The sequence below is a fragment of the Bacillus sp. FJAT-27916 genome, assembly GCF_001183965.1.
Taxonomy (GTDB): Bacteria; Bacillota; Bacilli; order Bacillales; family Pradoshiaceae; genus Pradoshia.
Window position 1 is genome coordinate 1,038,965 of record NZ_LFZV01000001.1, and the last position, 20,383, is coordinate 1,059,347.

Annotated in this window: 18 protein-coding genes; 15 read left to right on the plus strand and 3 right to left on the minus strand. The window is 44.8% G+C overall.

Annotated elements, in window-relative coordinates; genetic code table 11:
• The first annotated feature begins 117 nt into the window (after positions 1 to 117).
• A complete protein-coding gene (locus AC622_RS04915; RefSeq protein ID WP_049672794.1) occupies positions 118 to 924 on the plus strand; it encodes an SDR family oxidoreductase in 807 nt (268 codons plus the stop codon).
• Between the two features lie 39 nt (positions 925 to 963).
• Here the strand turns inward: AC622_RS04915 and AC622_RS04920 are convergent, their stop codons facing one another.
• Together AC622_RS04920 and AC622_RS04925 are read right to left on the minus strand one after the other, a co-directional pair.
• Positions 964 to 2,250 carry a replication-associated recombination protein A gene (locus AC622_RS04920; RefSeq protein ID WP_049670040.1) on the minus strand — a complete coding sequence of 429 codons (1,287 nt, stop codon included), beginning with the start codon at positions 2,248 to 2,250 and terminating at the stop codon, positions 964 to 966.
• Between the two features lie 93 nt (positions 2,251 to 2,343).
• Complete coding sequence (locus AC622_RS04925) at positions 2,344 to 2,724, minus strand: VOC family protein (RefSeq protein WP_049670041.1); 381 nt, start codon at positions 2,722 to 2,724, stop codon at positions 2,344 to 2,346.
• 249 nt (positions 2,725 to 2,973) lie between these two features.
• Between AC622_RS04925 and cymR the strand changes: the two genes are divergently transcribed.
• From cymR to AC622_RS04945, 4 genes are all read left to right on the plus strand, one after another.
• Positions 2,974 to 3,396 carry a cysteine metabolism transcriptional regulator CymR gene (cymR, locus tag AC622_RS04930; RefSeq protein WP_049670042.1) on the plus strand — a complete coding sequence of 141 codons (423 nt, stop codon included), beginning with the start codon at positions 2,974 to 2,976 and terminating at the stop codon, positions 3,394 to 3,396.
• 172 nt (positions 3,397 to 3,568) lie between these two features.
• Positions 3,569 to 4,711, plus strand: coding sequence for a cysteine desulfurase family protein (locus AC622_RS04935; protein WP_049670043.1), 1,143 nt, complete (start codon positions 3,569 to 3,571; stop codon positions 4,709 to 4,711).
• 19 nt (positions 4,712 to 4,730) lie between these two features.
• Positions 4,731 to 5,843 carry a tRNA 2-thiouridine(34) synthase MnmA gene (gene mnmA, locus AC622_RS04940; RefSeq protein WP_049670044.1) on the plus strand — a complete coding sequence of 371 codons (1,113 nt, stop codon included), beginning with the start codon at positions 4,731 to 4,733 and terminating at the stop codon, positions 5,841 to 5,843.
• A gap of 81 nt (positions 5,844 to 5,924) precedes the next feature.
• The gene (locus AC622_RS04945) at positions 5,925 to 8,621 is read left to right on the plus strand and encodes a cation-translocating P-type ATPase (protein WP_049670045.1); all 2,697 of its coding nucleotides are present in this window, start codon (positions 5,925 to 5,927) and stop codon (positions 8,619 to 8,621) included.
• Positions 8,622 to 9,217: 596 nt separating this feature from the next.
• On the opposite strand, the gene AC622_RS04950 is transcribed toward AC622_RS04945, so the two are convergent.
• On the minus strand, positions 9,218 to 9,940 hold the full coding sequence (locus AC622_RS04950) for a DUF459 domain-containing protein (protein WP_049670046.1): 723 nt from the start codon (positions 9,938 to 9,940) through the stop codon (positions 9,218 to 9,220).
• 163 nt (positions 9,941 to 10,103) lie between these two features.
• Here AC622_RS04950 and AC622_RS04955 point away from each other — a divergent pair, with 163 nt between their 5' ends.
• From AC622_RS04955 to mltG, 10 genes are all read left to right on the plus strand, one after another.
• The gene (locus tag AC622_RS04955; protein ID WP_049670047.1) at positions 10,104 to 10,760 is read left to right on the plus strand and encodes a tetratricopeptide repeat protein; all 657 of its coding nucleotides are present in this window, start codon (positions 10,104 to 10,106) and stop codon (positions 10,758 to 10,760) included.
• Between the two features lie 10 nt (positions 10,761 to 10,770).
• Positions 10,771 to 13,224 (plus strand): SF1B family DNA helicase RecD2, encoded by a 2,454-nt coding sequence (gene recD2 / locus AC622_RS04960; RefSeq protein WP_049670048.1) that lies wholly within the window; start codon positions 10,771 to 10,773, stop codon positions 13,222 to 13,224.
• Between the two features lie 92 nt (positions 13,225 to 13,316).
• A complete protein-coding gene (locus tag AC622_RS04965) occupies positions 13,317 to 13,508 on the plus strand; it encodes a hypothetical protein (RefSeq protein WP_049670049.1) in 192 nt (63 codons plus the stop codon).
• A gap of 32 nt (positions 13,509 to 13,540) precedes the next feature.
• Positions 13,541 to 13,666, plus strand: coding sequence for a DUF3918 family protein (locus AC622_RS20540; protein WP_082197020.1), 126 nt, complete (start codon positions 13,541 to 13,543; stop codon positions 13,664 to 13,666).
• A 105-nt stretch (positions 13,667 to 13,771) separates the two neighbouring features.
• Entirely contained in the window at positions 13,772 to 14,830 is a 1,059-nt protein-coding gene (locus AC622_RS04970; RefSeq protein WP_049670050.1) for an AI-2E family transporter, read from the plus strand.
• A 352-nt stretch (positions 14,831 to 15,182) separates the two neighbouring features.
• Positions 15,183 to 17,825 (plus strand): alanine--tRNA ligase, encoded by a 2,643-nt coding sequence (gene alaS, locus AC622_RS04980; protein ID WP_049670052.1) that lies wholly within the window; start codon positions 15,183 to 15,185, stop codon positions 17,823 to 17,825.
• 188 nt (positions 17,826 to 18,013) lie between these two features.
• Positions 18,014 to 18,280 carry an IreB family regulatory phosphoprotein gene (locus AC622_RS04985; RefSeq protein WP_049670053.1) on the plus strand — a complete coding sequence of 89 codons (267 nt, stop codon included), beginning with the start codon at positions 18,014 to 18,016 and terminating at the stop codon, positions 18,278 to 18,280.
• 2 nt (positions 18,281 to 18,282) lie between these two features.
• Positions 18,283 to 18,702, plus strand: a complete 420-nt coding sequence (gene ruvX, locus AC622_RS04990) for a Holliday junction resolvase RuvX (protein ID WP_049670054.1) — start codon at positions 18,283 to 18,285, stop codon at positions 18,700 to 18,702.
• A gap of 14 nt (positions 18,703 to 18,716) precedes the next feature.
• Entirely contained in the window at positions 18,717 to 18,992 is a 276-nt protein-coding gene (locus tag AC622_RS04995) for a DUF1292 domain-containing protein (RefSeq protein ID WP_049672795.1), read from the plus strand.
• Positions 18,993 to 19,208: 216 nt separating this feature from the next.
• Entirely contained in the window at positions 19,209 to 20,330 is a 1,122-nt protein-coding gene (gene mltG / locus AC622_RS05000; protein WP_049670055.1) for an endolytic transglycosylase MltG, read from the plus strand.
• The last annotated feature ends 53 nt before the right edge of the window (positions 20,331 to 20,383 follow it).

The window sequence follows — 20,383 nt, forward strand, 5'->3', positions numbered from 1 at the left end:
AGAGTAAACGCTCCATTCCATTTGCAGCCCCTGAACAAGTACAATATGATGGAATTGAAGGAAGAAATACTGCGTAAATCGAAAGAAACTTCTTTTAAAGAAAGCAGGGGATTTCTAATGAAAGATGTTTACGTAATCACAGGCGGAACCGGCGGTATGGGAAAAGCGACAGCAAGGCTTGTGGGCAAAAAAGGAACGGTGTTATTGGCGGATATATCTGAGGAGCGGCTTGCAGAAACAAAGGCAGAACTCGCGGATAAGGGAATTACGGATGTACATTGCTTGACTGTCGATATTACCTCGCCTGAGCAGGTGGAGGCGCTTGTACAGAAGACCGCCTCTTTAGGGGATTTCAAGGCGCTTATCCATACGGCAGGGCTTTCACCAACGATGGCTGACTCAAAGCGTATCACTGAGGTCAACCTTGTTGGAACCGGTCAATTATTAGATGGGTTCCTCCCGATTGCAGCAAAGGGTTCGACTGCCGTTTGTATTTCATCCATGAGCGGCCATATGGTGCCGAAGGAGGGGCCTTACACAGAATTATTGAAGAAACCGTTATTGCCTGATGTGGTTGAGAAGCTGGAACGATTTACACAGGGCGACAGTGGAGCAGCTTACAGCTTATCAAAGCTTGGTGTAATCCTCCTCGTTGAGGATCAGGCATGGGATTGGGGACAAAAGGGAGCGCGGATTGTCTCGCTTTCCCCTGGCACAATCAATACGCCGATGGGACGGCAGGAGGCATCTAAGCAGCCGCAAATGGAACTCATGCTAAAGAGAACGCCGCTTGGCAGAGAAGGAGAGCCGGCTGAAATGGCCTCTGTTATTGAATTTCTCGTAAGCAATAAAGCCTCCTATATCACTGGAACAGATATTTTGGTAGATGGAGGGACAGTTGCCAATATGCCGAATCATTCATGAATAAAGAAAGCGCCTCAGCTTATTTCTGAGGCGCTTTCCTTATTTCTTCTTCTTAAATTCCTCGAGCCGCTCATAGATGGCTGCAAGCCGCTTCTCTTCACCGGACTCAATTGGTTCATAATATTTCTTATCCTTTAAGTTATGCGGTAGGTACTCTTGATTGACCCAGCCGCCGAATGTTCCGATTGGATAATCATGCGGATACTTATAGCCGACATGGCCAAGCTCCTTCGCTCCTGCATAATGGGCATCGCGGAGATGCTTTGGAATCTCACCGACATGGCCGGCCCGTATATCTGCAATAGCTGCATCAAGTGCTTTATAGGCAGAATTTGACTTGGAGGAGAGGCACATTTCAACGACAGCTACGGCAAGCGGAATGCGTGCTTCCGGCAGGCCCAGCCGTTCACTTGCGGTCACCGCGGCAAGGACATTGTTGCCGACCGCGCTGTTTGCTAGTCCAATATCCTCATAAGCAATGACTAAAAGCCGCCTGTTCACGGCAACTAAGTCTCCTGTCTCAAGCAAATGGGCGAGATAATAGAGAGCTGCATGAACATCGCTTCCCCGGATGCTCTTTTGCAGGCTCGATAGCAAATTATAAAAGTTTGAGCCTTTCTTATCCCCGTAAACCCCGATATTGCCGCCCAAATCATGGATTGTTTCATCATCTACAACATAAGTATTCATATCCTTCGGAGAGGAATAGATCACCGATTCCAGCAAGGTCAGGGATTTTCTTGCATCCCCATTTGACTGGGCGGCAATCATTTCAATTTGCTCCTCCGAAATTTTGATGTCCAGCTTGCCAAGACCATTTTTCTCATCCTGCAAAGCCCGCTGCAATAATTCAATCACTTCATTTGTCGAGAGACGGGTGAGCTGCTTGATTTGCCCGCATCGGCTCCTGATTGCGGGATTGACATCGTGAAATGGGTTTTCGGTCGTAGCACCAATGAGGATAATGTCTCCCCGCTCAACATGAGGGAGCAGGTAGTCTTGCTGTGCTTTATTGAAACGGTGAATCTCATCAAGGAATAAGATTACCTTACCGGTTAAATGTGTTTCTTCCACAACAGCCTCTATATCCTTCTTGCCGGCGGTTGTCGCATTCAAGGCGATGAAGGGAATTTTCGTCTCGCCTGCAATCGCAAAAGCAATCGATGTTTTTCCAATACCGGGGTCCCCATATAGAAGCATGGATGGTACATGTCCGTTTTTGATCATGCGGTAGAGGCTCGTTTGTTTGCCGATGACTTCTTTTTGTCCGATAATTTCATCTAGGTTTTTCGGCCGCATGCGGTAGGCTAGTGGTTCTCCGTTCAAATCGATAACCCCCATTAATCATAAGTAGCTTTTCTTATTATAGCTGTAAAAAGACTGATTTCCCATAGATTAAGTTCGAGCTGGGAAAGGGGGTTATTGGCATACGCCCAGGGGATTGCCGTCCGGGTCATAAAAGGTGAAAAAGCGGGTTTCTCCATCACCTCCCAATGCACCTGTACGGACATTCAATGCCTTCAATGAGCGATATATATCTTCAATCGGGCCTGAGGGGATAAAGTTATAATACTTGCCGACCCCAAAGGAATTATCCGGAAAGCTCATTGCCAGGTGTTCGTGGGCTTTGACAAGACAGACGACTGTCTGGGCTTGTTCGTCTATCTTCATTACGGCAGCGTCCTCTTCGTGGTAGATTCGCTTAAATCCGAGTATCTCCTCATACCAAATCATTGATTCAACTGGGTCCTTAACCGGAATGAAGATACCCTCCAGTCCTTTGAAAAGGGATTTAGCCATTACAATCACTCCTTTAATAACCGTTATGTTAAAGAAATTCTGGAAAGAGGGAGGTATTTCCTTTATGAAATTTTTATTTTGCATCGATAAATGCCTGAAATATATAAAAAGTCTACAAAAGCTGATTATCTGTCATAATAGAAAGGAAAAAACTTTTTTAAAAACCCATCGTGAAGCATTGATATGAGGCAATGATTTAATGTATGGTATACTTTTGGGAGAATCTATTAGGCTAGAGGTGCTAGGACCATGAAAATTTCCACTAAAGGAAGATACGGACTGACCATAATGATTGATTTAGCGAAAAGGCATGGAGAAGGCCCGACTTCCCTGAAATCAATCGCCCAAGCCAATGAGCTTTCTGAACACTATTTAGAGCAGCTCGTCACACCGCTTCGAAATGCGGGACTCGTGAAAAGTGTGAGAGGAGCTTATGGGGGCTATAAATTAACAAAGGATCCGCACGAGATTACAGCTGGAGATGTCATCAGGGTACTCGAAGGACCTATCACGCCTGTTGAGGGTATAGAGGAAGAAGAGCCGGTTAAACGGCAGCTATGGATAAAAATCCGTGATGCCGTAAAAGATGTGCTCGATAATACGACCTTGGCAGATTTAGCCTCCTATGACCCGGATGGCGGAGAAACAGAATCTTATATGTTCTACATTTAATGATAGATAGCCAATCCAAGCTTTCCCTGTTAATCAACTAGGAGAGAATCAATCCAGCGGTGAATGAAATCATCTGCCGCTCCCGAGATCAGACCCTTGGCGGATGGTTAGTTGGCTTCCATCACAACGCTATAGGAATAAAGTAAACAGTGTGGCAAGGAGGTATCGGCCATTGGAAACGATATATCTTGATCATGCAGCAACTACACCGATGCATCCAGAGGCTATCCGTGTGATGACGGATGTGATGAATGATACATTTGGAAACCCATCCAGTATCCATCAATTTGGACGGGCTGCAAGAAAGAGAATGGATGATTCAAGAAAGGTGCTTGCTGACAGTATCAGAGCATCCATTGATGAGATCATTTTTACGAGCGGCGGAACGGAAGCAGATAATTCTGCGATTTTCAGTGCTGTCCAGGCGTTAAGAGATAAAGGAAATCATATTATCACAAGTGAGATTGAGCATCATGCCGTGCTTCATACATGCGAGGAGCTTGAAAAGCATGGGTTTGATGTGACCTATTTGCCGGTTGATGAGCTTGGAAGGGTATCCGTTGATTCGGTAAAGCAAGCGTTAAGAGACGATACCATTCTTGTAACCATCATGTATGGCAATAATGAGGTCGGCACCTTGCAGCCAATCAGGGAGATTGGAAGACTGCTTAAAGACCATCAAGCGTTCTTTCATACAGATGCCGTACAAGCCTATGGAGCCGTTCCGATTGATGTGAAGGAGCTTGGTGTTGATTTCATGAGTGTTTCTTCTCATAAGATCAATGGGCCAAAGGGCATCGGATTCCTGTATGCAAGGAAAGGCATTCCCTTTAAGCCATTATTGTTCGGTGGTGAACAAGAGCGCAAGCGCCGGGCTGGTACGGAAAATGTAGCCGGCGCGGCGGGTTTTGCAAAGGCTGCTGAGATTATCCAGCAGACAGCTGCGGAAAAGACAGCCATGTACAAGACATTTAAAGGAATAATGATTCGTTTGCTCGAGGAATCAGGAATTGAATTTGCCATCAATGGTACCTTGGATGAGTCTCTTCCTCATATTTTGAATATCAGCTTCCCGGGTGTAAGTGTCGAAGCATTCCTAGTCAATTTGGACTTGGCAGGTATTGCTGTGTCAAGCGGGTCTGCTTGCACAGCGGGATCCATTGAGCCATCTCACGTACTGGTAGCGATGTTCGGCAAAGAATCAGAGAGAACAAAAAACTCCATCCGCTTCAGCTTCGGGCTGAATAATACGACGGAAGAAATCGAACGAGCTGCCTTAACAGCGATTAAAGTAGCCAATCGTTTAGCGAGATAAATAGTTAGAGGTGAAATATATGAAATCCCCAGCGGAAACAAGAGTCGTTGTAGGAATGTCCGGTGGTGTGGATTCTTCAGTTGCAGCCTATCTTTTAAAAGAGCAAGGCTATGACGTAGTAGGAATTTTCATGAAAAACTGGGACGATACCGATGAATTTGGCGTGTGCACAGCGACGGAGGACTATGAGGATGTCATCCGTGTCTGCAACCATATCGGAATTCCCTACTATGCAGTCAATTTTGAAAAGCAATACTGGGATAAGGTGTTCACATACTTCCTTGAAGAATATAAAGCTGGACGTACACCGAACCCGGATGTCATGTGTAATAAAGAAATTAAATTTAAGGCTTTCCTTGAACATGCGATGAGCCTTGGCGCGGATTATTTAGCAACAGGCCATTATGCCCGTGTTGTCTATGAGGACGGGGAATACAAAATGCTCCGTGGATTAGATTCCAACAAGGATCAAACGTACTTCCTTAACCAATTGACACAAGAACAATTAAGCAAGGTCATGTTCCCAATCGGAGAGTACGATAAGCCGAAGATTCGTGAAATTGCCTTGGCAGCTGGTCTGCCGACGGCAACGAAGAAAGATTCAACCGGCATTTGCTTCATTGGGGAGCGGAATTTCAAGGAATTTCTCGGCCAGTACCTGCCAGCGAAGCCAGGCGAAATGCGGACGATGGACGGCGAGCTGAAAGGGAGTCATGAAGGCCTCATGTACTACACGCTCGGACAGCGTCACGGCCTTGGCATCGGTGGAAGCGGCGAGCCATGGTTTGCTGTTGGCAAGGATTTAAAGAATAATGTCCTTTATGTGGAGCAAGGCTTCCATCATGACAGCCTGTATTCCGATTCAATTAAAGCGGTTATGCTGAATTGGATTTCTCCTCGCAAAGCCGGAGATGAATTCAGCTGTACAGCGAAATTCCGTTATCGTCAGCCGGATAATAAAGTGACAGTGCGTGTATTGGATGACCAGCGTGCAGAAGTCATCTTTGCTGAGCCAATCCGTGCGGTTACCCCTGGTCAAGCGGTCGTTTTCTATGATGGTGAAGTATGCCTTGGTGGTGGAACAATTGATGAAATCTACAAAAAAGGTGTAAAATTAGATTACGTAGGGTAATTAAATACAAAGCAATGAGTCTGTTCCAAGCGGGGCAGGCTCATTGCTGATTATACATATAAAATAATGTGGGTGAGTGAGATGGAGAAGAACCTGTATGAATATGCTTTATCCAAGGAGCAGGTGCTCAGTCGCTTTGCAGCGAATACTGAAGATGGACTGACTGACACAGATGCTGCTGAACGAACAGCCATTTATGGACCAAATGATTTTGGGACAGAGAAGAAGGACAGCCTGCTGAAGATGATTTGGACTCAAGTGAACAATACGCTGAATTACATCCTTATGGCAGCAGGTGTTGTATCATTCATTGTCGGGGAGCCGAGTGATGCGCTCATTATATTGTTTGTCATTATTGTGAATACGTTTATTGGCGTCATTCAGGAGAAAAAAGCCGAAGGTGCATTAGAGGAATTAAAACGGCTCGCTTCACCGAAAGCACTTGTTAGACGAAGCGGTCATGTAAAAGAAGTGGATGCGGCACAGCTCGTTCCGGGAGATTTAGTCTTGCTGGAAGCAGGCAGAACCGTGCCGGCAGATATCAGAATATTCCAATCACATTCCCTTGAGATTGAGGAATCTGCTCTAACAGGGGAAAGCTTGCCGGTTCTGAAAGATGAGAAATGGAAGATGGATTCACCAGATCTCGCTCTCGGTGATTATCAAAATATGGCCTTCATGTCGACCCAAATTACGAATGGCCGCGGAGTTGGAATCGTGGTTGCAACAGGTCTCCAAACAGAGGTCGGGAAGATTGCCGCTATGCTTCATGAGGAAGATACCAATAAAACCCCTCTGCAAATCAACATGGATAAGCTCGGAAAGAAATTGAGTCTTTATGCCATTCTCTTATGTCTTGGCCTTTTTGTCATTGGGTTATTTCAAGGCAGGGACCCTGGCGAGATGTTCTTGATTGCCACAAGCCTCGCTGTTTCTGCCATGCCGGAAAGTATGCCAACGATGGTCATTATTGTTCTTGCTCTTGGGGTCAGAAGACTAATCAAGCAAAAGGCCATCGTACGTAAAATGCCGGCAGTTGAGACACTTGGTTCTGTGAGTATGATTTGTTCAGATAAGACCGGCACATTAACGATGAACAAGATGCAGGTCGTTGAACGCTTCGTTAATCTTCAGGCTAGAACCGTTGAAGATCCTTATGAGGAGGATGATAAAGAGCTTGTGAGAATGCTCGCGCTCTGTTCAGACGCCACCTTTTATCCGGAGGAAACCGGCGATCCGACTGAGATAGCCTTTGTCAAGGCAGCTCATGAGAATGGAGAGGAAAAGCAGGAGCTTGAAGAACAATATCCAAGGGTTGCTGAAATTCCCTTCGATTCAGACCGGAAGCGGATGACAACCATTCATCATTATGAAGGCGGTTATTTGGCGATTACGAAAGGTGCGGTTGATGTCTTACTGCCCCGGGTTACGAAAATTCAGCTGGGCAATAATGTGAAGGAACTAACAAAAGAAGATTTGGCTATCATTGATCAGGCTGTTCTCGGTATGTCACAAAAGGCGCTGCGCGTCATGGCCGTAACCATTAAGCCCATTAGTGAACCGGATATACATAACATAAATGATGATGAAATTGAAAATGAGATGATTCTTCTAGGATTTGTGGGTCTTATGGATCCTCCGCGGCCCGAGGTGAAGGAGCAAATTGCAAGAGCCCATCGGTCGGGAATAGAAGTCACGATGATTACAGGCGATCACCCTCAGACAGCGGTCGCGATAGCTCGTATGCTTGGTATTGTTGCACCGGATAATAATCAGGTTATCACGGGTGCACAATTGAATAGAATGTCGAGTGAGGAATTGAAGGAAGCGGCAAAGGAGACACGTGTATTCGCTCGTGTCTCACCTGAGCATAAGGTCCAGATTGTCCGTGCCTTCAAGGAAAATGGTCATATTGTTTCTATGACCGGAGATGGTGTGAATGATGCACCTTCCTTAAGAGAGGCGGATATTGGAGTTGCAATGGGGGACGGTGGCACCGATGTAGCAAAGGGTGCTTCTGATATGGTGCTAATGGATGATAATTTCACGACCATAATCAAGGCGGTTGAAGAAGGCAGGAATATCTTTGCCAATATCCGTAAATCAATTCTCTTCCTTGTCACCAGTAATTTCGGGGAAGTGCTTGTTCTGTTATTTGCCATTCTCTTAGGTTGGCCGACCCCGCTTTTGACGATTCATATTCTTTGGCTGAACCTTGTGGGAGATTCCATTCCATCCTTTGCCCTCGGTGTAGACACAAACAGGCATGTGATGGATGAAAAGCCAAGACCGAAAAAGGAAGGGATATTTACGAGAAACGCCGTCTACTTCATGATTATGAACGGTCTCTTAATTGGATTCTCTGCTTTATTGGCCTTCTTGGTCGGTGTTCAGTGGGCAGGTGGATTCGATTCCATCTTTGATGTCCACTTCAAGGAGTTGACAGATTATCAATTACGTTATGCTCAGACGATTGCCTTTATGGCCTTAACCTTTATCAGCTATATCCAGGTCTTTAATGTCCGGCATTTGCGCGATCCAATCTGGAAGACAGAATTATTCCATAATCGCTATTTGAATGCGTCTGTCATCGGTGTGGTCATCCTGCAGATTGCTATCGTCTATATTGAGCCAGTTGCCAATTTACTTAAATTAGAAACGATTGGCTTTAAAGAATGGCTGCTTGTTTTCGGCTGTGCCTTGGTGACGATTCTCATTAATGAAATCGTAAAGGCTATCCTGCGCCATGTAGAAAAGGATAAGACCCAAGCGCGGTGAAATAAACGAAAAGAAAAACACGAGGAATTGGACAGCATGCCAAGACCTCGTGTTTTTTAGGCTCTGTTAAACGAAAGGGTTAGTTTTCATGGTATGTGGCGCTGAAACCAAAGAGACGGTTGGACAGCTTCCTTGAATAATGTTTGGTATCTGCGGGATTTATATATCTTTCTATGGGCTATTTGATGACAGCAGAGGGGGGAATTATAAGGGTAACGGAAATCCGGGTATGAAGTGATATGGATAAGAATGGAAAGAGGGGCGGCAGGTTTCCAACAACTAAAAAACCGAATATTTTGAGTTACGCTATTAAAATAGTTCGGTTTTTAGTTTAGTTCCGTTATAGATATATAGTGTTATTAGAATATCGGTGATTAACGTTTCAGACGGTTGACTCCTTGTTTAGATTAGCGGACAGGGGAGAACCCGCAGATGCGAACAAGCACTCGAGGAGGCTCCCCGACCGCCCTAGGTGCGCAACCACCTGCAACGTAAATCAACGCTTTAGATCAACTAAGCCTTTCGTTTAATGAAATTTTATACAATATTTTTTGGGCACTGCAAATCTAGTTATGTCCCAACCTTAACTTTTGCTATTATTGCATTTCTTCCTCCATATAATTGCCGATGCGGTCAGCAATCAATTTATAGCCTTTATGGTTTAGATGAAGGGCATCACTAAAATAGTCTTCTTTATTTTTATCCGTAAATAAATCATTTGTCGGAATGAAGTATGTATCTTCATGATGCTCGGTGATTTCTTGGATGGAATCATCCCAATCACTCACAATCTCATTGAGCCTTTCGCTCTGCTGGAATGGATTATAAAGACCGACAACAATAATGGGGACGGAAGAATTGAATCCACGGATCGCAGGCAAAATTTCCTCCATATTTTTCGTATACTGTTCTTTCTTTTGGGCGATTGCCTTTTTGGAGATGGTCTGGAAGTTGCCGCCTGTGGCGACGCGTAAATCATTTGTTCCTATGTATACAATGACCCAATCCGCCTCGTTAAAGGTTTCATTGACCTTCATGGAATCCAATTGTTTAAGTAAGTCGCTTGATTCCTGACCGGGTATCCCAAAATTACGAATAGTGAACGAATAGTCGCTTTGCTGATTGAGCTTTTTCTGCAGCTGGCCGATATAGCCTTGCTCCGTTTTGTCTCCAATCCCATAGGTTAAGGAGTCCCCAAGTGCGATGATAGACTTCTCGTTAGCAGGCTTTAAGTCTGCATCAAATTGATAGGCATACAAGCCGTATCCAATGCCGGCGATGGCGAATACGGTTAGGATAATGATGATTAGTTTCCTCATTGTGTAGTCCTCCTATGTTGAAAGTTACACTGAATTTATACCCTTATTCGATGAAAAGAGAACATGGAGAACACTTGTTGATGGATTGAGGGAAAGAGTTAGGCCCTTTATGGTATACTATTGGCATTCATTATCGTAAGAATAGTAGGAGTGAACAACAGCAATGGATAAAAATCAATTAGCAATTCAATATATGGAACAAGGTAAAATGGAGGAAGCAGCCAAAATCTTTGGTGAAATGATAGAAGAAAATCCAAAAGATCCCATCGGCTATATCAATTTTGGAAATGTACTAGCATCCATGAATGATACAGAAAGAGCCATCAAGTTTTTCGAAAGAGCCATCGAGCTTGATCCGCAGGCAGCAACAGCGTATTACGGTCTAGGCGGCATTTATTATGATCAGGATGATTTGCTGAAGGCAAAGGATTGCTATGAGCAAGCCATCAAGAAAGGTCTGGAGTCAGCAGATACGATGTTCATGCTGGGGCTTTGTCTCTTGCATCTTGAGCAGCCTCGATTGGCGCTGCCATACTTCCAGCGCAGCATTGAGCTGAATGAAACAGATGCGGAAGCAAAATTCCATTACGGATTGGCGCTTGCGGGGGCAGAAATGTATGATATGGCGATTGAGGCATGGAAAAAGACGCTCGAAGTGGATGAGAATCATGCTGATGCCTATTTTAATCTCGGTGTCGCTTATGGCGGGGTTAAGGGAGATGTGAATAAGGCAATTGAATTATTCGAAAAGGCGCTTGAGATCCAGCCGGACCATATGCTTGCGGCAAATGGATTGAAGCAAATGAAAGAATTAAGCTGAATGGGAGATGATGAAAGTGGAACAGGAGTCCTTTGTCTTTACGGACAATGACAAGCCTTTTATTAAAGGAACACACTTAGTCACCATCTTTCATAATGAACAAAATTTATACTCAGTAGCCCGCATAAGGGTAAAGGATACGAATATTCCATATGAAGAGAAAGAGGCTGTCATTACAGGCTATTTTCCCGCCCTTCATGAGGAAGAAATCTATACGTTTTACGGAAAGATGAAGGAGCATCCTAGATTCGGCCTTCAGTTCAACGTGGACAGCTTTAAGCGGGAGCTTCCTGAATCAAAGGATGGCATCATTGCTTATTTATCTGGTTCCATGTTTAAGGGAATTGGAAAGAAAACAGCTGAGCTGATTGTCGATAAGCTAGGGGAGAAGGCCATTTCCAAAATCTTGGCCAATCCGTCAGTCTTGGACCAGATTCCAAAGCTAAGCGGGGAGAAGGCGAAGGAATTATACGATACGCTCGCAGCGAATCAAGGACTAGAGGAAATTATGATTTCCTTATCCGGCTTAGGCTTCGGTCCGCAGCTGTCCATGAAGATCTACCAGGTATACAAGCAGGATACGATTTCTATTATCGAATCCAATCCATATCAATTGGTCGAAACAATTGAAGGCATTGGCTTTGCGAAGGCGGATGAGATTGGGCAGACGCTCGGGCTTGGAGGAAGCCATCCATCTCGGATCAAGGCGGCGATTCTCTATATTTTGGACCGATTCTGCATGCAGGACGGCCACACATATCTTGAGGCAGAACCTTTGCTGGTCGGAGTGAAAGATCTCCTGGAGAAGAATCAGAAGGTCGAGATTACCTATGAGATGATTACGGATCAGATAGTCCAGCTTTCTGAAGAGGGCAAGTTGATTGGGGAAGAGCAGCGTTTCTATATTCCTTCCCTGTATTTCTCGGAAAAAGGCATCGTCACGAACCTAAAGCGAATCATGTCCCAGGAAGGCTATGAGGAGCAATTCCCTGAGTCGGAATTCCTGCTCGAGCTTGGCAAGCTTGAGGAACGGATTGGAATGGAGTATGCAGAGGAGCAAAAGGATGCTATCTTTAAGGCGCTCCACTCCCCAATGCTGATTTTGACCGGCGGACCTGGCACAGGGAAAACGACCGTCATTAAAGGAATTGTTGAGCTCTATGCCGAACTGCATGGTGTATCGCTCAATCCAAAAGATTATGACAAGGAGCATCCGTATCCTTTCGTGCTTGCTGCCCCAACCGGACGCGCCGCCAAGCGCATGAAGGAATCAACGGGGCTCCCTGCTGTCACGATTCATCGCCTTCTTGGTTGGAATGGGTCAGATGTGCAGCGGAGCGAGGATAATCCGATTCAGGGCAGGCTCTTAATTGTAGATGAGATGTCGATGGTCGATATATGGCTCGCCAATCACTTGTTTAAGTGCATTCCTGATGATATGCAAGTGATTCTCGTCGGGGATGAGGATCAATTGCCTTCTGTCGGTCCAGGACAGGTGCTGAAGGATTTGCTGGACTCGGCTGTTATCCCGGTGACCCGGCTTGAATCCATTTTCCGCCAAGAAGATGGTTCATCGATTATTCAGCTTGCCCATTCAATTAAGAAGGGACAGCTTCCAGCAGATATCCGTAAGCCTCAAAAGGATCGGTCCTTCTTTGCCTGCCAAACAAATCAGGTAGCTGACGTTATCAGGCAGGTGGTCATGAATGCCCGGAAGAAAGGCTTTGCCTCCAAAGATATTCAGGTGCTTGCCCCGATGTACCGAGGAAGTGCAGGCATTGATGCGCTGAATGTCTTGCTGCAAGAAATTCTGAATGATAACCATGGAAAGAAAAAGCGGGAGCTAGCCTTCGGGGATAGTATTTACCGGGTTGGCGATAAAGTGCTTCAACTTGTCAACCAGCCGGAAAACGGTATCTTTAACGGAGATATGGGGGAGATCATCGCTATTATTTATGCAAAGGAAAATGAAGATAAGGTTGACCAAATCCATGTTTCCTTTGACGGAATTGAAGCGAAGTATACGCGGCAGGAATTAAATCAAATTACCCATGCTTATTGCTGCTCCATCCATAAATCACAAGGGAGCGAGTTCCCGATTGTTATCCTTCCTGTCGTCAAGAGCTATCATCGCATGCTGAGAAGAAATTTAATTTATACGGCTATCACACGTAGCAAGCAATTCCTCATCCTGTGCGGAGAGGAAGAAGCCTTACGTTATGGCGTCTCAAAAAGCGGGGAGGAAGAGCGAAAGACAACTTTGCTTGAGAAACTTAAAGAGGGGTTTGCAGCAGTAAATCCTTCTGACAGCCATTCCAATAACCAACAGCTGGCCGACCAAGGCGACATGCCGCTTAATGCGGAAGTGATGGCAGAAATGACGTATGAGGAGCGTCTTTTTGCGACAGATCCGATGATTGGAATGGAAAACGTTACACCTTATGATTTCATGACTTCTGGCTAAACTAGCAATTGCCGGACATTTTCTTGAATGTTTTTTCCAATAAAAGGGCATGCTGACACCTAAGGACTGATTGAAAGAACGAGGTGAAGGTAATGATGAAATGCCCAAATTGCGCGAGCAAGGATATTGGAAAGATCGGGGTCAATCAATTCTATTGCTGGAATTGCTTTGTGGAGCTTTCCATCGGCAAGGGAGTCATGCATGTCCATCAAGTAGAAGAGGATGGATTGCTGAGCTCCTTAGATGACCTTTTCAGTGAAGATGACCGGCAAATAAGCCTATAATTTTTGGCGGACGAACCCGAGGTGATTGACGTATGAACCGTATGGTATCCTCAATGATTAGCTTTGGAGCGGGCATGGCCTTTGGCAATATGTCCAACGGCATGTACAGAAAACGCAAAAGGCAAATGAAACGATTCGTCAAACGACATATTTTATAAAGGCTTAGACTGCGGCATCATTCCTTAGGGAGCCGCAGTCTTTTTTTAAGTCTCTTTTTACATATTTTCTAGCTCGTTTAGAAGAATAGTAAAGAGGTGGGAACGATGAACATACAAGTGAAATGGTTTTACAGGCTAGGCTTCTTTCTGCTTTTATTTATTGTGCTGTTTGTCTTTTATTTGCTCAGGCCTATGTGGATGCCTGTTCTGCAAATTGCCATGACGGCAATCTCTCCCTTTTTATTCGGAGCGTTCATCAGTTATCTGCTTCACCCGCTTGTTGGCTATTTGCAAATTCGTGGAATGAACCGCGGTTTAGCAATCACGCTGCTTTATCTAGTTGTGTTTGGTTTGGCGGGTTATGGCATATATAAGGGAATCCCCATTTTTGTCGATCAATTGAACGATATCGCCGTTCGGGCCCCTGAGATGGCAGAATTATATCGAATGTATATTATGAAATTTCATACCCATACGACAGGCTGGCCATTTGGGCTGCATGACCGTCTTGAGTCAATCATCAATACGATGGAACTGAGACTTGGTGAATCAGTCAATGTGCTGGTTGAGGCTCTAAGCGGCTTGTCGGATGTATTGATCTTGATTGTCTTGATTCCAGTCATCTCCTTCTATTTATTAAAGGACAGCGAGCGGCTGCTTGAAAAAGGACTCCTGCTCATCCCTGAAAGAAAGCGGGAACAAACGAGGCGTTTCCTTACCGATGTCGACAGCTCTCTTGGTGGCTATATACGTGGACAGCTGCTTGTCTGTTTGATTATCGGGGCGAGTGCGGCGATCCTGTTTTACTTGTTTGGGATGAATTATCCGCTCTTGCTCAGCTTCATTATTGGTGTGACGAATGTGATTCCCTACTTTGGCCCTTTTATAGGAGCAGTGCCGGCCATTCTGGTTGCCTTAACGATTTCAGGCAGCATGGCAATTAAAGTTGCCTGCATCATTATTGTCCTTCAGTTTCTCGAGGGCAATGTCATATCGCCTATCGTCATGGGCAAGACATTGAAGCTGCATCCGCTTGTTATTATCTTTGCCCTGCTTGTCGGAGGGAAGGCGGCTGGAGTGGCTGGCTTGATTTTAGCCGTGCCAATCTTAGCTCTGGTTAAGGTCATGCTGGCCCATAGAAAATTATTAACGAATAAGGGATAAACTGCCCTCATTCGATTGACAAAGAAAAAAGGAATGACTATAATCCAAAATATAACGGAATTAACGAAAAAATGTTGATGGAACAAAGTATGTTTAAGCCCTTCAGCAACGTGCAGACATTTTTTGCACGAATTAGAGAGAAGTCTCCTTGGCTGGAAGAGACTTTTGAAGAAGAGAAACAGAAAGCTAGTCCGGAATGCAGGAAAAAACCTGCCGTTCAAACCGCGTTAAGGTTTCCGAGGTGGCGAGACTGAAGGTTTCGCAATCAGGGTGGTACCGCGAGTCAAGCTCTCGTCCCTGTTTATAGGGTTCGAGGGCTTTTTTGTGTACAATTTTAAGGAGGAAGAGAAAAATGAGGTATATGACAGGCGCAGAAATTCGCCAAATGTTTTTGGATTTCTTTCAAGAGAAAGGACATAGGATCGAACCGAGTGCATCCCTTGTACCGGTAGATGACCCAACGCTTCTTTGGATTAACTCTGGTGTTGCTACATTGAAGAAATATTTTGACGGCCGGGTCATTCCGGATAATCCGCGTATCACGAATGCACAGAAGTCTATTCGGACAAATGATATAGAGAATGTCGGGAAGACAGCCCGCCATCATACGTTCTTTGAAATGCTCGGCAATTTCTCCATCGGGGAATACTTCCGGGAAGATGCGATTAAGTGGGGATGGGAGCTTTTGACATCTGAACAGTGGTTCGCAATGCCAAAGGACAAGCTTTACATCACCTACTACCCAGCTGACACGGACTCCTATGATGTATGGAGAAGTCTTGGTGTGCCAGATGACCACCTAATTCCTCTTGAAGATAACTTTTGGGAAATCGGGGAAGGCCCGTCCGGCCCGGATACAGAAATTTTCTTCGATCGCGGTACAAAGTATGATCCTGAGAATATCGGAATCCGCATGATTGAAGAAGATATAGAAAATGACCGTTACATTGAAATCTGGAATATCGTCTTGTCCCAGTTCAATGCTAATCCGGAAATTCCGCGCAGTGAATATCCTGAGCTGCCGAAGAAGAACATTGATACAGGCATGGGCTTAGAGCGTATGGCGTCCATCTTCCAGGATGGAGAAACAAACTTTGATACGGATCTCTTCCTGCCCATCATTCATAAGACAGAAGAAATCTCCGGTCAGAAGTACCGTACTACTCGTGAGAAAGACGTTGCTTTCCGCGTGATTGCTGACCATATTCGTACGGTTGCCTTTGCAGTTGGAGACGGAGCCCTTCCATCTAATGAAGGACGCGGATACGTTCTTCGCAGATTGCTCCGTCGTGCTGTTCGTTTTGCAAAGAAAATCGGCATTAATAAGCCGTTCATGTATGAGTTAGTTCCTGTGGTGGCTGACATCATGGTTGATTACTATCCAGAAGTGAAAAAGAACCAAGACTTCATTGCTAAAGTTATCCGCAATGAGGAGGAACGTTTCCATGAGACGCTCCACGATGGTCTGGCAATTCTATCTGAGGTCATCCAAGGAGAGAAGAAGAAGGGCAGCGATACAATCAGCGGATCTGATATTTTCCGTTTGTATGATACGTACGGGTTCCCGGTTGAATTGACAGAAGAATATGCTGAAGATGAAGGCATGAAAGTAGACCATGCTGGTTTTGAGAAAGAAATGGAGGCGCAGCGTTCACGTGCCCGTGCAGCTCGCCAGGATGTTGATTCCATGCAGGTTCAAAGCGGAATCCTAGGCGACATCAAAGTTGATAGCGAGTTCATCGGCTATGACCAGCTTGAATGTAAGGCAAGCGTCAGCGTCATCATCAAAAATGGTGAAAGAGCGGAAGATGCGATGGCTGGTGAAGAGGTACAAATCATCTTCGACCGTACGCCATTCTACGCTGAAAGCGGCGGACAAATTGCTGACAGAGGTTTCTTTGAGAACGATGAATTACGTATCTTCATCAAGGATGTTCAAAAAGCGCCTAATGGCCAAAACCTTCACACAGCCGTTGTTGAATATGGATTGTTGAAGGAAGGGACAACAGGCAAGGCCCAGGTAGATGCGGCTAACCGCAGCAAAATCACGAAAAACCATACGGCTACACACTTACTTCACCAAGCACTGAAGGATGTGCTCGGCACACATGTTAACCAAGCAGGTTCCCTTGTTCAGCCTGACCGTCTTCGTTTTGACTTCTCTCATTTCGGTCAAGTGACAGCAGAGGAGCTTGAAAGAATTGAGCAAATTGTTAACGATAAGATTTGGAAAAATATCGATGTATCCATCTCAAATAAAGCAATTGCTGAAGCAAAAGCGATGGGTGCGATGGCTCTCTTCGGTGAGAAATACGGAGATATCGTTCGCGTCGTTCAAGTTGGCGACTACAGCTTAGAATTATGCGGCGGCTGCCATGTGCCAAACACTTCTGCCATTGGCTTGTTCAAGATTGTTTCTGAATCTGGTATCGGCGCAGGAACAAGACGGATTGAAGCTGTGACAGGTGAGGCAGCTTACCAGCAGCTGACAGAGCAAATCAGCATTTTGCGCGAAGCGGCGGCAAAGGTTAAAGCCAATCCTAAGGACCTTCCAGGGAAGATTGATTCCTTGCTTGGAGAGGTAAAGGATCTTCAGAAGGAAAATGAATCCTTGGCTGCGAAGCTATCCAATATTGAAGCAGGCAATATTCAGTCCAAAGCTGAAACAATTAATGGAGTAACGGTTTTATCTGCAAAGGTTCAAGCGCAGGATATGAACAATTTACGTAATATGGCTGATGACTTGAAGCAGAAGCTTGGTTCTTCCGTTATTGTTCTCGGTAGTGTACAAGGCGACAAGGTTAACTTGATTGCTGCTGTAACGAAGGATTTAGTGGATGAGGGCTATCATGCAGGCAAGATCATTAAGGAAGTGGCCACACGCTGCGGCGGAGGAGGAGGAGGCCGTCCAGATATGGCGCAGGCTGGCGGTAAGAATCCAAATGAATTGGATGCTGCTCTTGCAGCCGTGAAAGAACTGGTTGAAGCGCACTAATAGATGGGATGAGAAGGGCAGGGAATACCTGCCCTCTCGCTTTCCATTTCTAGCAAGTGGTGGTATGTTAGACATATGGACGGTAAACAATAAGCTTGGTTCTTGACGTTTATAATCAGGTTCAATTAGTGTACAATGTGTAAGGAACGATGAATAGCTTGTTCTCAAATAGGAAGCGGGGTGCAAAGATGAGTTCATTTGATAAGACAATGAAATTTAATTTTCCAGATGATTCCTTCGAGCATGATGTTAGCGAGGTCCTCATGGAAGTGTACAATGCTCTGAATGAAAAAGGCTATAATCCGATCAATCAAATTGTCGGTTATTTGCTATCGGGAGACCCGGCTTATATTCCGCGCCATAAAGATGCGCGTAATCTCATTCGCAAGCTTGAGCGTGATGAGATTATTGAAGAATTAGTTAAATCGTATTTAAAGCATCATCGTGAGGGATAAGAATGAGAATAGTCGGTCTGGATGTTGGCTCAAAGACCGTGGGTGTGGCCATTAGTGACGAGATGGGATGGACAGCCCAGGGCTTGGAGACCATTGCCATTGATGAAGAGAAGAATCAACTTGGGCTGAAGCGGCTTGATGAGGTGCTGAAGCCGTATAAAGTGGACAAGTTTGTGGTTGGCTTGCCGAAGAATATGAACGGAACCATTGGTCCAAGAGGCGAAGCAAGCAAGCATTATGCTGAGAAGCTTGAGAAACGCTACAAAGTGCCTGTTGTCATGTGGGATGAGCGATTAACTACAATGGCTGCTGAACGCGTGCTTTTGGATGCAGACGTCAGCCGCAAGAAACGCAAGAAAGTGATTGATAAGATGGCGGCTGTCTTGATTCTGCAAGGTTTTCTGGACAGCGGGAAGCTTTAATTAAACTAGAGGTGATTGAAATGGAAGAAAACATGATTACAATTATTGATGAAGAAGGCAATGAGCAATTACATGAGATTTTGCTTACATTTGAATTAGATGATTACGATAAACAATATGTTGTATTTGCTCCAGTAGGAACAGATGATGATGAAGATTTAATTCATGTTGCTTCTTATATCCCAGATGAAAGCGGAGAAGTCGGCACATTGAACGATATTGAAGATGATGAAGAATGGGCGATGGTTGAAGAAGTCATCAATACATTCTTTGAAGATGAAGAAGAATAAGCTTCTCTTTTATGGCTCTTCCGATCAAGGGTGATCGGAAGAGTTTTTTTGTTATTTACTGCAAAGAATGGCGAAATATGCGAATATAATAAAGGAAGAACGGGATTTTTTTTACAAATTTCTTGTAATTTCATTGACAGGTTCCGGTATATTTTGCAATAAATAAAGAGGGCAATTCGAGTCATGGGGAAATGCCTTATTGAAGGGGGCAGCTAAATGAGTGAAGATAAACAAGAATGGAAGAGCGAGATGAAAATGAAGCTTTTAGAAAGACAGAGTGAAGCGAAGGTAGTCAGAAAAATCGTACTGATATCCTTAGCTGTATTTATTGCCATCGTGATTGTTGGCGCGGCAGCTGGTTATTTCTACATTTCATCAGCTTTAAAGCCGGTTGATCCGGATAATAAGGAAACCGTTAAGGTTCAGATACCAATTGGGTCTGGGGTTTCGACCATCTCTTCCATATTGGAGGAGAACGGGATCATAAAAAATGCACAAATCTTTAAATACTATATCAAGTTTAACAATGAGGCAGGATTCCAAGCAGGAAATTATAATTTATCACCATCGATGACCTTGGATGAAATAATTGACATGATCAAGAATGGGAAGGTTGCAGAAACCTATAAGATTACCATTCCAGAAGGCCGGGACCTAGAAGAAATTGCTGCCGTTATCGGCAAAACGCTCGGCATAAAGTCGAAGGAAGTCCTTGATGTGATGAATGATAAGAAATTTATCAACAGCATGATGAAGGGGTATCCGGATCTGCTTACGGATGAAATCTTTGATAAGAATATCCGCTATCCGCTAGAAGGTTATTTCTACCCGGCGACTTACTACATCTATGAGGAGGAGCCTTCTCTTGAATCTGTCCTTAGCATGATGATTAAGAAGACGAATGAAGTCATCGCTAAATATGAAGAAGCAATGGGAGATGACTGGACTGTCCATGAACTCCTCACCATGGCCTCCTTAATTGAAGAGGAAGCAACTGAGCAGGCCGATCGAGATAAGATTTCAGCTGTCTTCAGGAACCGGATGGAGATTGATATGATGCTTCAGACTGACCCTACCGTCCTATATGCGCTCGGTGAACATAAAGACCGTGTGACCTATAAGGATTTGAAGGTCGATTCACCGTATAACCTCTACCGAAACAAAGGATTGACACCGGGGCCGATTTCCAATGCAGGAGAAACATCTATTGCCGCTGCGCTCAATCCAGCTGACATTAAGGATTTGTATTTCTTAGCAACTCCTTCCGGTGAAGTACTCTTTAATGAAACATTGGAAGAGCATAATAAGGATAAGGCAAAGCATATTACGAATAATTAGCATTATTTGGGGGAAGGATTGTTAAGAAGAAACATTTCCCTTCCCCAACCTAT